This is a genomic window from Pseudoalteromonas sp. AOP31-A2-14 (assembly GCF_052378035.1).
Lineage (GTDB): Bacteria > Pseudomonadota > Gammaproteobacteria > Enterobacterales > Alteromonadaceae > Pseudoalteromonas.
The window spans coordinates 694,113-708,281 of record NZ_JBQSXI010000001.1 but is presented as its reverse complement, the minus strand read 5'-3'; the positions used below and the strand labels follow the sequence as shown (position 1 = coordinate 708,281).

Below are 14,169 nucleotides of genomic sequence, written 5' to 3'. Positions count from 1 at the left end.
ATTCTCTTTCAATGGGCAATAAAAACAACCCAAATGCAAACTTCACATAGGCTGTTTTTTAATAAGTTAACGGCTTAAGCAGCCACTTTATCTAAATAAGCAATAATATCGTTTGATTCATATAACCAGGTAACTTGGCTATCTTTTTCGATACGTAAACAAGGCACTTTAACTTTACCGCCTTGCTCTAATAATTCTTGGCGAAATTGCTCATTACCTTTGGCGTCACGAGTCTCTATTTTTAAACCTTGGCGTTTAATGCTGCGGCGCACTTTTACGCAAAACGGGCAGGCTTTGAATTGATAGAGTTTAAATTGTTCGGTTTTTTCATCAAGCAATGCTTGCACTTCCGCGGGGCGCTTTTTACTGCGCGGTGTAAAAATAAAATCAAAGAATAAGATTAAATTACCTAAAATCCAGCGAACTATTTTCATTTTTTACCCTATCGGCATCAATTTAAGGGCGTGGATTTTAACACAAATTAAGCGCGTGTCACATGCTGATAAAAATTGAAAGCCCCCTCAATTAAAGTAAAATCAAATCATCTCGGTGAATTACTTCTGTGGCGTAATCAAGCCCTAGCAATTGCGCTATTTCACTGGAGTGGCAGCCCTTAATTTTGGCGATTTCTGTTTGGCTAAAACGCACTAACCCTCGAGCGACTAGTTGCTTATCTTGACTGGCTAACTCAATTAAATCACCGCGCTCAAACTGCCCATGCGTTGCATATATACCTTTAGCTAATAAGCTAGCGCCTTGTTGCTGTAAAGCCGCAATTGCACCTGCATCGATAATTATTTGGCCACTACTTTTAGGCCCGGCTAACAGCCACTTTTTACGACCATCACGTGGGGCGGTAAGCTTTAAAAAACGCGTGCCAGGTAATTGCTCTGCCATGCAGTTTAAAATAACATTTTTACTCGCCCCTTGAGCAATGATCACCTCAATTCCTGCCCGTCTTGCAACATCAGCCGCTTGCAACTTAGTTGCCATACCGCCAGTGCCTAAGTTTGTACCACTGCCACCGGCGAGCTGTCTTAATTCATCATTAATGTCACTCACTTCTCTGATCAATGTGGCATTAAGATCGGTTCGCGGATCGCTAGTAAATAAGCCTTCTTGGTCGGTTAATAGTAAGAGTTTGTCAGCGTTAGCTAAAATAGCCACCAGCGCTGATAAGTTATCATTATCACCCACCTTTATTTCAGCCGTGGCTACCGCGTCATTTTCATTAATTATTGGCACGACATCGTAACTTAATAATGCGGTTAGCGTATCGCGGGCATTTAAATAACGCTCTCTATTGTCTACGTCCGCGCGAGTAAGCAGCATTTGCCCGACATTAACATCATACAATGCAAACAAGCTTTGCCAAATGTGGATAAGCTGACCTTGGCCAATAGCTGCCAGCATTTGTTTATCAATTAATGTTCGACCACAGGGTTTTAATAGTTGCTCTCGCCCTGCTGCAACAGCACCACTTGATACTATAACAACTTGATGACCTTGCATTTTAAGCTCACAACACTGACGTACCAGCTCTACCATGTGTGCTTTATCAAGTTTATCCGTGCCGCCTGTAAGAACGCTAGTTCCCAGCTTTACCACTATTACCTGTGCCCTGTTCATCTGTTTACTATTAAAAGTTTTGATAATTTACTTATACCAGTTATCGCTTTTTGAACAAGTTAAAAATATTCATGCTAGGATCGCTTTTTTAGTGCTTTTAAAAGCGGTGACTATGCCTGCGAGTTTGTGTTTAATTATTGCTACCTTTTTATGGGGTAGTTCGTTTATAGCCTTAAAATATGCCATTGCTATTTATGATCCTGCGCTAGTAATTTTTTTACGTATGTTAACTACTTTAGTCATGGCACTATGTTTATGGCGTTATGTGATTCGCTTTGAATATCATGAAGGTGATTGGAAATATTTAATTGCCATGTCGCTGGCGGAACCTTGCTTGTACTTTTTATTTGAAGGTCACGCTATGGAATATACTTCCGCCTCTCAAGCAGGAGTTATTGTTTCGTGCTTACCGATTATAGTGGCATTTTTAGCGTTTTTTATGCTTAAAGAATACATCAGTAAAGCCATTATAATTGGCTTTACATTTTGCATTGGCGGCAGTATTTTACTGACCTTGCTTTCACCTAATTCAGAGCAAGCACCCAACCCATTACTGGGTAATTTTTTAGAGTTAATGGCTATGATTTGCGCGGCATTTTATACCGTGTCAGTTAAACATTTAGTAGCGCGTTATTCACCACTGACACTGATTGCTTTGCAAGGCATTAGTGGTAGTTTATTCTTTGCCCCATTTTTATTATTTATTGATTTACCGAGTGAAAACCAACATGACTTAACGGCACTGTTAAGTATTTTATATTTAGGTTCGTGTGTCACCTTAGGTGGCTATGGCTTATATAACTATGCAATTAGCAAAGTATCAGTGCTTACAGCGGCGGCTTATTCTAATTTAATCCCTATTTTCACTTTGATTTTGTCTGCTATTATTTTAGGCGAAGTGCTCAACTTTGGCCAATGGCTAAGCATTGGCGTGGTATTTATTGGCGTAATGATAAGCCAGCGCCATCAAGAATTAGTAGTTGATGTTAATGATGACGATGAGGCTAAAGATGAAGATATTTTATCTGCCGATACTAACAACCTAAATTCAGTGCCCGCAGCCAAAGAGTCAAACGGGTAACACGTTAATAAATAAAGCCCGCTTTGATTTAAAAAATCATTGTGGGATTGATGTATTACTTCAATCCCACGCACCTTGTACGTATCAGTTTGGCCGTTTTGAGTCTGCAGCTTAAATTGCTCGCCTACTTTTACATGTTGTAAAAATGCAAAATGAGTGTCGTTATGACCAGCAATAAGCGCCCCTTTATTTGAGCCAAGCTTACCACTTTGTAAAAAGTGGCTTGGCGCAAACGCAAGATTACGACCGCTCGCACCAGCTAATACCGAAAGCTCTTTATTACGGCCAGGCCAGCTAAGTTTGGCTGTCACGTAGCTGTCAGCATAAAACCAAGGTTTAATATGCTCATTTGGTGCGCTGAGTGCTTGTTGCCAAGCATCATCAATTAAATACTGAGCAAGCCAAGCTTTAGCCTGCATATAGCCACCATGGCCAAACAAGCCAAGCCCTACCACTAACAACATAACCGTTAGCCACTTAATCATTTTTTACCTGCTTAAACTTAATCAACAATCCAGCCATAATAAGCAACATAAGCCCAAGTAAAATTTGCAGTCGGCTTTGCCCATCTGTTTGCGGTAAACGCATAGCCATACCTTGTGGCAGCTCATTTTGTACTTGTACGTTTTGCTCAGCAAAGATATTTGTAGATGTTTGCTCAACCGCGATAAAGGCAGTAAATGGGCTGAGTAATTGATGCTCAAGAGCTAAACTTTCAACCTCAGGTTTAACGACTTGCTGATCATTATATAAAAGTAGTGACTTGATTTTTTGCCGCGCCCAAAGCCTTGCAATGCCTTTAGCTTGTTGACCTTGCTGCGTGTTTAACTCAATTTCCAGAGGCCCCTGCGCTGTTTGTCCCTGCAAGGTAATGCCTTGTTGGTCGTCAAGTTTAATAGCTACCATTATCGGCTCAGAAAAATATAAATCAGGCAGAGGCGAAGGCCAATATTCAAGCGCTTGATTATTACTATTAGCGTTAGTGCTGTTACTTTTATTAGCACTACTTTGTAAAGCAAGCTGAGTAATAGCCGGATGCGCTAACTTATCAAATAACTGCTGCATTTTTGGCTTTACCTCAACGCTACTGCCTATAAAAGTAAAGCTACCCCGCCCGACATCTGCGGCGCGGCGCATAAAATAACTGTTAGGCGCGCTACCAATGCCAATGGTAAATAGGCGGCTATCACCTAATTTAGCAGTTATATGTTTAAATAAGGCATCTTCGTTACTAACACTACCGTCAGTTAAAAATACTACTTGGCGTACAAAACCGGCATGTTCTTTACCATCAAGTACCGCATCAAGAGCGCCTTTAATTTCAGTGCCGCCATCAGCTTGTAAGTTATATACAAAACGTTTGGCGCGGCGTAAATTAAAATCGTTCGCCACCACGGGGTTATCACTCATTGGCGTTACTTGATTATCAAAACCAATTATATTAAAGCTGTCGTCACTATCGAGTAACGATAGTGCATAATGTAGCGCGCTTTTTGCTTGCTCCATTGACTGACCATGCATCGAGCCTGAAGTATCAACTACAAATACCATTTCGCGCGGTAGGCGCTGGGTTTGCGTATAATGATCGTCCGGTGGCATAAGCATTAGTAAACCGTAACGTTCACTATTGTCTAATTGTTCAGTAAAAAAAGCGGCTTGTGCTTGCTCTTTTTGTAGTGGCTTAAACTCCAATAAAAAATCACGATTGAACGCACTTTGTTCATTTAATGTTACTTTATATTGCCCAAAGGCAGGATTTTTAGTCACTATATGATGATGTCTAGACTGAATATCAACAAGCTCTAAACCAACATCAATATTTATTGTTAAGTTAAATTCAGGAGTTGATGGCTCATTATTTATTTGCGTATTATAAACTGGCGCTAACCAGCCACTTGGTGTAAAAGCACTGCTTTGATTAGCAATCGATTCATCTGAAGCCACTTCATTTCGTGAATGTTCACTTTCAAGTGCCTCAGTGACAGTGTCATTAATTTCGCCTTTTATAGCATGGTAACGCGGCGTTATAGTAGTTGGAAAACGTATAGAAAAAGTGCCACTGCGGTAATCAATCACCTCTTGATATTTAAGCTCAATAATAACCTCTTCACCAGGTGCAATATTTGCCACATTAGTGATAAACATATTAGCGCGTTGCTGCTTTACCAGCGCGGCTTGTTTACCATCTTGTTTGGCCTGTTCAAAACGCGCTTCAGCTTGTGCTTTTTTGTCTATTTCTCCTTTAATAATGCGCTCACCAATACGCAGTGTCATGGCATGTACCGCACTTTCATCTGGCAGCGGAAATACATAACGCGCATTCACCGCAAACGGGTTTTCATTGCGATAATGCTGAGTTACCACCACATGGTTGATAAGCCCTGTTACCGTCATATGCGCGTTATTTTTTAAAATAACCCCTGGTGATACTTTTGCACCAGCACTATCGTACATAGTCAACGCGGGTGATGGCGTCGCTTCACTAAAGCTGCTGTAGCTACCAGCAAATAAGCTAATTATGATAAAAAGACTTACCCGCATAAAGCTCTCGCCACGGGTAAATACTTTGCTTTGTTTATTCAACATAATAGGTCACTCCCTCGAAAAAATAGCTAACTAGTTACTCACGGTTTGGTTATAGGCAGGCTCAGTAGGGCGCGTAGTTAAAGTAACTCGACGGTCAAAAATGTTGTCTTCAAAGCTATCGCTATCAGCCACTGTTTGCTGCTCGCCAAATGCCGTCGCGGTTAAGCGGCTATCTGCAATACCTTGCTTAACTAAATAATTTTGTACCTTAGCGACTCGTTCTTCTGAAAGCACTAGATTGGCGAGTTCATCACCGCGCTGATCAGCAAAACCATTTAAGTCGAGCTGTAAGTGAGGCTGGCTTTGTAATAAATTAACCAGTTGATCTAATTGATTAGCAAAATGTGGGGCGATGTCACTTGATCCTGTTTTAAATTGAATCGTCATCGCCATTAAATTATTCATTTGTGCAAGAGTTAAGCGCTCGTTGTTATCTTCAAGTTTATTCAGCTGGCTACTCAATTGTGCGTTATGCGCTAAAACATGTTGATAGTCATCCGTTTTATCTTGCATAACCTCTAAAGCACGTTGCTGCTCGAGCATTTTACCTTCAGCGACTTCTTGCTCGCCAATCAAGCCACCCGTAAATGCGCCAATAAATGCACCAACTGGGCCACCAACAATACCGCCAATCACGGCGCCGGAGCTTAGGCCTATTACGGTTTCTTTTTGTGTTACGTATGTGTCAGCGTGCGCTAAGTTAGGCGCTGCGATAATAATGGCGATTGTAGCTGCGACGATAATTTTTCTCATGATGTGCTCCTTCAGCTTCGTTACTTAATAAGTTGGCAACTCGTTGGTTGTCGAGCGACCGAGTTGGTATAAAGCTATTAAAACAACTTCAAGTGGCAGCAAAAGGGAGCAAAAAAGGCAAACTGCTGAGCAATTGTGGCAAAAAAAAGGCAATTGCCTTCTACCCCATACTCAAGGGAAAAAATTAGGTATAGTACAAACAGAATAATTGAAGGGACAGTAAATGAAAAAAGTAGCCATTGTTGAAGATGAAACCGCGATTCGCGAAAACTATATGGAAATGCTCAGCGCTCAGGGGTATAGCGTTAGTGGCTTTAGCAATCGGCAAAGCGCCGAGCACGCCTTTAATGATGCTCTCCCCGATTTGGCTATTGTTGATATTGGTCTAGATCATGAAATTGATGGCGGATTCTTGCTATGTCAAACTCTGCGCTCACTTTCTAAGACTCTACCGATCATATTTTTAACCGCTCGCGATAGCGAAATAGATACCGTTTGTGGCTTAAGAATGGGCGCTGACGATTACCTGACTAAAGATATCAGCATGGCGCATTTAGCAGCGCGTATTGGCGCACTTTTTCGTCGCATGGAAGCACTTGAGCAGCCCGCAGATGAAAACGAATTAATAAACCGTGGTCCCCTCACTCTAAATACTCAGCGCATGCAAGTATTTTGGCAGCAACAGTTGGTTGATTTAACCGTGACGGAGTTTTGGATGCTATATTCGCTCGCTCAGCGCCCCGGGCATGTTAAAAGCCGTAATGAACTAATGAGCGATGCCAAGATTTATGTTGATGATTCAACGATTACCTCTCACGTAAAACGTATCCGCAAAAAGTTTATCGCCCTTGATAGCAGTTTTGATTGCATCGATACCGTATACGGTATGGGCTATCGCTGGGAGTAAGTGTAATGATACGTTTTGGTTTGCGTAGTAAGTTTATACTACTGTCGTGTTTTTTGTTTTTATTACCTTGGTTAGGTTACGAATACGTATGGGAAATGGAAAAGTTTTTACGTAAAGGGCAAGAAAAAACTCTTGTGGGTACTACCCGCGCGCTCGCTACCGCGCTACACGAACGCCCTGCTTTATTTGACTCACAAACTAACTTTTTAGACCAAGTTATAAAGGGCCGAGATCTATACGCCTATAATCTAAGTAACCCAATTCAACTCGATGGTAAATTGTCTGACTGGCAGCCCTATCAGTCACTTTTTTGGCATTACGATGAGCGTTATTTACAAGGTACTAAAACAAACCACCAAGCTAGTGATTTATCGTTTGAACACATGGTAGGAAAATACGATAACTACTTATATGCGGTTTTTAAGGTAATGGACAATTCATTAATTTACCGAGCTAAAAACACCTTAAGTATTACCCGCAACGACCACTTACAAATCATGCTAAAAACCCCCGAAGGGGACTTTCAAAACTATATTGTTTCGCCGCGAAAAGATGGCTGGATAAATGCGTTTGATGCAAAAACCCGTACACCAATGACAAAAATACAAGGCTATTTTACAAGCACAGCAACGGGCTATAATATAGAGCTGCGCTTTCCTTTAAGCATGCTTGGCAATAAGCTCGGCTTTGCGATTGAAGATTGGGATGAAGGGAAGATTGAGTCACAAATAATGTCTACCTCAAACCTACAAAACCCCAATGATATTGGTTCGGTACTGGTTCCTTCACCAGAAATAAATCGCATATTAAAAGGTATGGGTCACAGCGGTAGCCGCATTTGGGTGCTTGATAAGCATCACAGAGTATTAGCCCAATCGGGCTCTATTCATCATGCTGATGGCGTATGGGCGGATGGACTAAACGAAGAACCAGCAACAACATGGTGGCAACGCTTTGAAAAAAATTACTTACATCCGCTTTATTATAAAGTACTAACTCGCCCTGAGAACGAATTTTTAGATACTTTGCATGATGTTGCTGCTATGCAAGGCACGCATATTGGTAAAGCGCTAAGTGGCGCGCCCGCTTCATCCTGGCGCCTAACCCCAGATAATAAAGCGGTTATCTTATCGGCCGCTTACCCTATTTGGATCCAGGATAAAGTAATTGGCGCAGTCGTAGCCGAAGAAACCACCAATGGCGTGCGTACTTTGCGTAATAAATCTCTTGAGAAACTATTCAATGTAATTTTAGCAGTGATGCTCATTGGCACCGTAACTTTGTTTTTCTTCGCAACTCGAATTTCTAGCCGCATTCGCCGTCTAAGAGATACCGCCGAGCAGGCCATTGATGCCCAAGGCCGTATAACTGGGAGTATAAACTACGCAGATTCAAACGACGAAATCGGCGACTTAGCTCGTAGCTTTGCCAATATTGTGAGTCGTCTCGGGGGTTATACTAGTTATTTAGAAACCATGTCATCGCGACTCTCTCACGAACTTAGAACCCCAGTCGCTGTAGTACGTAGCTCGCTTGAAAACCTACAGATGCAGCCACAATCTGAGCTTAGCCAAAAATACCTTGACCGTGCTAGTGAAGGAGTTGATCGTTTAGGTAAAATTATTACCACCATGAGTGAAGCCACTCGCCTAGAACAAAGTATTCTCAGCGCAGAGCCAGAGCCCTTTGACTTACAAGAGGTAGTAAACGGTTGTATGCAAGGGTATCAACTCACCTACCCAAACCAAACTTTTGAACTCGATATTTGCCAAACGTCATTACCTATGCAGGGAGCGCCTGAGTTCATTGCTCAGCTTTTAGATAAATTAATCAATAACGCATTAGAGTTCAGTCAAGCCAACAGCGCTATTCGTATAACACTTAAAGCAGAGCAACAGGCCGTTCTTAGTGTTAGCAACCAGGGCCCACTACTGCCTGACGGTTTAACTGAACATATTTTTGATTCAATGGTCTCAGTACGTAGCCAACAATTACAGCAGCAGCCTCATTTGGGGTTAGGCTTATATATTGTCCGTTTAGTATGCGACTATCATAAAGGCAGTGTTATAGCGGAAAATAACAAAAGTGAGGATGGAGTAATATTTACGGTAAAACTTCCCTCTTTTCATACTAAGTAACATTTCTACATATTTGTATGGTTAATGCTCACTTAAAATTCAGGTTGGCAAGTATAAGCTATCTAATACTTAATGCAGGAAGCCTTAGAGCGTGAGGAAATCGACTTTATATTCGATTTATATAGGCACAAGCAAATCAGTGATAGTCAGGTTAAACGAAGAACATGTAATGAAAGCAGAAAATCAGGCTACGCGAAGCTTAAAGCAAGCCAAAGATCCAAGTTATTTGACCTGATACTGCATAGTTCATTACAATAGTTCACCTTTCAAAAGTGATGCTTATCGATGAACAGTCACAATGCAAAAAAAGAGCTAATCTTACTGCCTATCCTGTTGGTGGTTATTTTACTTTGCGTCGCCGGCCATTTTTTACTACAAGCCAGCTTTCAAGACAACGACATAATAGAATACATGCTCGCAGCGCTACCTTTTGTGATGTTTGGGTTCGTGATTGTTGCCTTTAAAATAGCAACTAATAGTGAAGAAAAAGAAAAGTAGCAACTCTCCTTCTATTATCACACTCATTGTTGATACTTCGTTTCTGCCGTAATGACTCTTTCTAAATAGCACTGTTTTACTAGGTAAGGTTGCTCGGGTATTTTTTCACTCCTTGATATACATTTTTACCAGTAGTGAATGGCATTACTTGCATTAATTCATAGACACTTGATGAACTTAGCACATAGGAGTTGGTTTCACAGGTAGCTCGATCACGATAATCATGACTGTATTTTACATACTTTCTCTGTGTATGCTTTTGAGTGTTTTCTTGCCCCATTAACTATTCACTGTACTCTCTCACCTCGCTAAAAGCTGACCAGCATTATCCTCTGCTGTTTTGTTTAATTGAATGCTGTGTTTTTTTGCTTACCCGTGAATTACAATAATGTCTTGGGTTTATTTTCACTTGCTTAGGAGCTTATCTAAATCTTCTATTGGAGCATTTAGTTCAAAAATCGCTTTACAGATATTAAGCAAACATCTATTCACCAATAACCCCTAAGCCACTAATAGTTAATATTATAAAATATGATAACCAAACCAGTCTGGTTTTATTTTTTGCGCCTCACCACTTGGGGTGAGCTTAATATGTAATTGGCTATCGAGTAAGTCTATCGCAAAGCAATCATCTACATCGTGTAAATCATCTTTATGTAAATGGCTTAAGCCGGCAAGTAAATCATCTTTAGCGCGCTGCTTAGCTTCATTAGTGCTACTTGCCACATAGAGTGAAAAGTCGTGTTGCTCAGCGAGACTATCTGCGTGGTATGCACCAAGATTTACAAAATAAAGCTGCTGGCTTTGCTTTATAGGCTCATCAACCACTTCAACTTTAAAGCCATCTATGTGATTCACCGCCATGTAACTATCCATGTGTACGCTTTTTTTATCACCGACCCACTGAGCTTTTAATTTGCTGTAGGTTTGCTCAATACTTTCGCCAACCACAAAACGCACGTCATGTATTTCAATATGACAGCCTTGAATACGCCCGCCTAAATACACCATAAATAGCTGCATTTTGCTCCGTCTCCTTTATTTAGAAGATGCTATCTACATCAATATTATGTTTTTTAATCAGCTTATAAAAATCTGAGCGGTTGCGCTTAGCAAGCTTTGCGCCCTCAGCAACATTACCACCAGCCATTTTTAGCGTGTTAACTACATAGTCACGCTCAAATTCCTTTTTAGCATCATTTAAAGACAGCGGCTCTACATTGCTTTCATTACTATTGAGTGCACTTTCAACTAAATGTACTGATATAACCTCTCCAGGAGTCAGTGCAACCACTTGCTCAACCACATTTTGTAACTGACGAATATTACCGGGCCAATCGTAACGCACTAATGCATGCATGGCATCATTGGCAAAGCGTTTTTCAGTTTGTTGCATGCGCTTAGCTATCATGGCACTAAAATACTGCGCAAGTAAGCTAATATCTTCACGGCGGTCGCAAAGTGCTGGCAGCTTCAAATTAACCACATTTAAACGATAATACAAATCTTCACGGAACTGCTGATTAGCAATCGCCTCAGGTAAATTTTTATGCGTTGCCGATACTATGCGCACGTTAATTGCGATTTCTTCTTGGAAGCCCACTGGACGAATTGTTTTTTCTTGTAATACTCGCAGTAACTTAACTTGTAAGTTAAGTGGCATATCGCCTATCTCATCTAAAAATAACGTACCGCCTTCAGCTTGTTGAAATAACCCCTGATGATCTTTAACGGCTCCTGTAAACGCACCTTTTTTATGACCAAACAACTCAGACTCAAGTAATTCCCCTGGTACTGCACCACAGTTAATTGCCACAAATGGGCCATCACTAACATGGCTATGCTGATGAATGGCGTTTGCTAATAGCTCTTTACCCGTACCGCTGGCGCCAGAAATAAGTACATTAACTTGCGTCGGCCCTAGCATTTTCACTTGCTCAAGCAAATGCAGCATGGCTCCGCTACGGGTAACTATATTAGTTTCGTTAGCGGTTTCATCGGCACTTACGCCATGAATTTCTATGGCTTTGGCAAGGCTATCAAATAACTCGTCTTTATCTACAGGCTTAGTAATAAAAGCAAAAATTCCCTGTTTAGTTGCCTCAACAGCATCTGGGATTGAGCCATGAGCCGTCATCATAATAACAGGCAGTGCAGGGTATCGGCTTTGCAACTGTCGATGTAGCGCCATGCCATCCATTTCATCCATGCGTAAATCGGTCACAACAGCATCAAACATACTACTTTTTAAAACTTGTAGTGCTTGCATACCACTTTCGCAAGTTGTTACTTTGTAACCTTTTGACTCTATACGAATAGACAATAGCTTGAGTAAGCTGGCGTCATCGTCTACCAATAAAATACGCGGGTTGCTGTTGACTAATTCACTCATATTACTGCTCCTCAGTATCTTCACGTAATAGCAATTGCTGCTCAATGGTTGCAAGCGATGACATGGTTTGCTTCATTTTTTCATTTAATGCCTGCTGTTTCTGCTCCGCTACTATGTGCTGCTTTAATTGCTGCTTTTGGAGCCATAAGTATTGTTTAATATCATCAGGCCAAAAATAAGCTTGATCGAGCTTTAATAATTGCGTCATAACTTCTTTAGGCGCGCTACTGGCTTTTAAGCAAAACAATTTAAAAAACTGCTTTAACTCTTTTTCAGCCAATACTTTTTTATCTTTTTCAGCCACTTTGAACCTTCCACACTGCATCGCATGCCAACTAATTACTTGTTCGGCTGATGGATATTGCGGTTCAACTTTAGGCCGTGGTTTTGGGCCTGGGTCGCTTGATTTATTATTAGTTGGCTTTATTGCTATTATTGGTTCTGACTTTGATTCTGCCTCTGCTTGTGGTTTCTCAGTAAGCTCGCAGCCACTGATCAAAATACCCACCATACTTACTAGCGTTACGGTTATTACACGCAAGCTCATACTAATTCTCTCCTAGGGTGCTTTAGGGGAATGTCGATAACAAATCGACAACCTTGAGGTTCGTTATGCTTTACAATTAAGCTTCCTTTTAATTGTTCAACAGATTCTTTTACAATAGTTAATCCTAACCCGCTACCTTGTGCGGTGATATCTTTTACATTTTTACCTTGATAGAAAGCACTAAATATTTGCTCTTTTTCATGCTCTTTTATACCACTACCATTATCACTCACCGCTATTTTTAAAACTTTTTGTTCAAGGCCTAAATAAACACGCACAACCCCACCGTGTGGTGAGAACTTTAAACCATTAGAAATCAGCTGTATTAAAATCATTTCCAGTAACTCCCCCGCCACCATAATAGGTTGTTTAGGAAGGGAAATTTGCCAATTTAGATCCTGGTCACGAGCTAATAAACGATGTTCAAAATGATGATTTATCTTACTTTGCAACTCAGTAAAATCAACTTCATTGACGCTTTCACTACTGGTACGAATAGCATTATAACTTAATAAGCTATCAATCATGGTACGTAAACGCACCGTACTTTGCGTGATTAAATCAAGTACCGCGCGTTGTTCATCGGTAACAGGACCAACAATTTCATCACTGAGTAAGTCAGTACCTTCAACCATCGAAGCAAGTGGAGTTTTCAGTTCATGAGTAACATGGCGTAAAAAGGTATCTTTTTGCTGTTCTAATATATGTAGTTGAGCTTGTACCCACTGTAGCTTATTACCCAATTCAACCAATTCAGCAGAACCTTGAACGTCAATTTTTTGCTGCCAATCGCCTTGCCCCAATTTACCAATAACAGATATTAAACCTTTTAAGCGGCCACTGATACGCCATAAAAAACCACCGCTCACCAGTAAAGTGAGTGGGATAAGTGCCAGTAACCAATTAATAAATGAGTCTTGCAGCGCTTTAATCGCCAATTGGTTGCGAGTAACTTGTAACTCATTTTGCTCGCGTAACCAAAGCGTTTTCTTTGCAAGCAACTCACTTATAGGAATAAATAGCTTAGCCTCTTGACGCTTTTCATCAACCAGCTTAATTTGTGTATTTAACAATACCTTATTAAGCTGCTGCCACTGAGTTACATGTTCGGAAGTTGGGCCAAGTAAAATAAGATCTTCCACACTGCTAAGTGACGATTGCCACTTTTCGACAATTAATTTATCCAAGGATTCACTTTTTAAAACCCAGTTTTGTCTTGTCGCCCTCTCAAGGCTATTAAGCTCTTGCTTTAAGCTATTAAAACTTTTAGAAACCAAAAAGTTGTCACTAATTATTTGCTGAGTTATCGCCAATTGTTTATTTAACGCATTTAAAAATACCAGCACGACTAACGATAAAGGTAATAATGCCAGCAAAGTACTGCATACAAATTGACCAATCAAGCTTGGCCGCCACTTTAAAACTTGTTGATATTTTTTGGCAAACGACACAGGCATTGAGTATTCCTTAAACACTTTTGAAAACTCTTTTGAAAATCAAACTAATTAATACCACTTTTAGCGTAAGTAGTGCACTAGCAACAAACCGACATAGTATCGGCTATATAGCTTATACACTAGCTGAATTAACTCAACAGCCACATGTCGCCATTTAGAGACAATATAAGCGCTTGTTTTA

The 14,169-nt window shown here is 40.7% G+C and carries 13 protein-coding genes; 4 read left to right on the top strand and 9 right to left on the bottom strand.

Annotated elements, in window-relative coordinates; all coding sequences use genetic code 11:
- Positions 1 to 74: 74 nt before the first annotated feature.
- Together ACT3S9_RS03310 and proB are read right to left on the bottom strand one after the other, a co-directional pair.
- Positions 75 to 434 carry a glutaredoxin family protein gene (locus tag ACT3S9_RS03310; protein WP_441835961.1) on the bottom strand — a complete coding sequence of 120 codons (360 nt, stop codon included), beginning with the start codon at positions 432 to 434 and terminating at the stop codon, positions 75 to 77.
- A 91-nt stretch (positions 435 to 525) separates the two neighbouring features.
- A complete protein-coding gene (gene proB / locus ACT3S9_RS03305) occupies positions 526 to 1,629 on the bottom strand; it encodes a glutamate 5-kinase (RefSeq protein WP_441835960.1) in 1,104 nt (367 codons plus the stop codon).
- 112 nt (positions 1,630 to 1,741) lie between these two features.
- Between proB and ACT3S9_RS03300 the strand changes: the two genes are divergently transcribed.
- On the top strand, positions 1,742 to 2,710 hold the full coding sequence (locus ACT3S9_RS03300; protein WP_441835964.1) for a DMT family transporter: 969 nt from the start codon (positions 1,742 to 1,744) through the stop codon (positions 2,708 to 2,710).
- Here the strand turns inward: ACT3S9_RS03300 and ACT3S9_RS03295 are convergent.
- The 3 genes from ACT3S9_RS03295 to pdsO are packed head-to-tail and all read right to left on the bottom strand — an operon-like array spanning position 2,596 to position 6,049.
- Positions 2,596 to 3,195: a class GN sortase gene (locus ACT3S9_RS03295; RefSeq protein ID WP_441835959.1), complete on the bottom strand. Its 600-nt coding sequence runs from the start codon at positions 3,193 to 3,195 to the stop codon at positions 2,596 to 2,598. The two genes, ACT3S9_RS03300 and ACT3S9_RS03295, sit on opposite strands and share 115 nt — an antisense overlap.
- Positions 3,188 to 5,296 (bottom strand): marine proteobacterial sortase target protein, encoded by a 2,109-nt coding sequence (locus ACT3S9_RS03290; protein WP_441835958.1) that lies wholly within the window; start codon positions 5,294 to 5,296, stop codon positions 3,188 to 3,190. Before ACT3S9_RS03290 ends, ACT3S9_RS03295 begins: the two co-directional genes overlap by 8 nt.
- A 30-nt stretch (positions 5,297 to 5,326) precedes the next feature.
- Entirely contained in the window at positions 5,327 to 6,049 is a 723-nt protein-coding gene (gene pdsO, locus ACT3S9_RS03285) for a sortase-associated OmpA-like protein PdsO (protein WP_441835957.1), read from the bottom strand.
- A 223-nt stretch (positions 6,050 to 6,272) separates the two neighbouring features.
- Here pdsO and pdsR point away from each other — a divergent pair, with 223 nt between their 5' ends.
- The 3 genes from pdsR to ACT3S9_RS03270 all read left to right on the top strand — a co-directional run bounded on the left by pdsR (position 6,273) and on the right by ACT3S9_RS03270 (position 9,592).
- Positions 6,273 to 6,956 carry a proteobacterial dedicated sortase system response regulator gene (gene pdsR, locus ACT3S9_RS03280; RefSeq protein ID WP_441835956.1) on the top strand — a complete coding sequence of 228 codons (684 nt, stop codon included), beginning with the start codon at positions 6,273 to 6,275 and terminating at the stop codon, positions 6,954 to 6,956.
- Positions 6,957 to 6,961: 5 nt separating this feature from the next.
- On the top strand, positions 6,962 to 9,094 hold the full coding sequence (pdsS, locus tag ACT3S9_RS03275) for a proteobacterial dedicated sortase system histidine kinase (RefSeq protein WP_441835955.1): 2,133 nt from the start codon (positions 6,962 to 6,964) through the stop codon (positions 9,092 to 9,094).
- A 285-nt stretch (positions 9,095 to 9,379) separates the two neighbouring features.
- The gene (locus tag ACT3S9_RS03270) at positions 9,380 to 9,592 is read left to right on the top strand and encodes a hypothetical protein (protein ID WP_441992728.1); all 213 of its coding nucleotides are present in this window, start codon (positions 9,380 to 9,382) and stop codon (positions 9,590 to 9,592) included.
- A 522-nt stretch (positions 9,593 to 10,114) separates the two neighbouring features.
- Here the strand turns inward: ACT3S9_RS03270 and ACT3S9_RS03265 are convergent.
- The 4 genes from ACT3S9_RS03265 to ACT3S9_RS03250 are packed head-to-tail and all read right to left on the bottom strand — an operon-like array spanning position 10,115 to position 13,988.
- Entirely contained in the window at positions 10,115 to 10,615 is a 501-nt protein-coding gene (locus tag ACT3S9_RS03265) for a DUF1543 domain-containing protein (protein ID WP_441992727.1), read from the bottom strand.
- A 19-nt stretch (positions 10,616 to 10,634) separates the two neighbouring features.
- Positions 10,635 to 11,984: a sigma 54-interacting transcriptional regulator gene (locus ACT3S9_RS03260; RefSeq protein ID WP_441992726.1), complete on the bottom strand. Its 1,350-nt coding sequence runs from the start codon at positions 11,982 to 11,984 to the stop codon at positions 10,635 to 10,637.
- 1 nt (position 11,985) lies between these two features.
- Positions 11,986 to 12,531 (bottom strand): hypothetical protein, encoded by a 546-nt coding sequence (locus ACT3S9_RS03255; RefSeq protein WP_441992725.1) that lies wholly within the window; start codon positions 12,529 to 12,531, stop codon positions 11,986 to 11,988.
- On the bottom strand, positions 12,528 to 13,988 hold the full coding sequence (locus ACT3S9_RS03250; protein ID WP_441835240.1) for a sensor histidine kinase: 1,461 nt from the start codon (positions 13,986 to 13,988) through the stop codon (positions 12,528 to 12,530). The genes ACT3S9_RS03255 and ACT3S9_RS03250 overlap by 4 nt, the downstream gene beginning before the upstream one ends.
- Positions 13,989 to 14,169 lie beyond the last annotated feature (181 nt).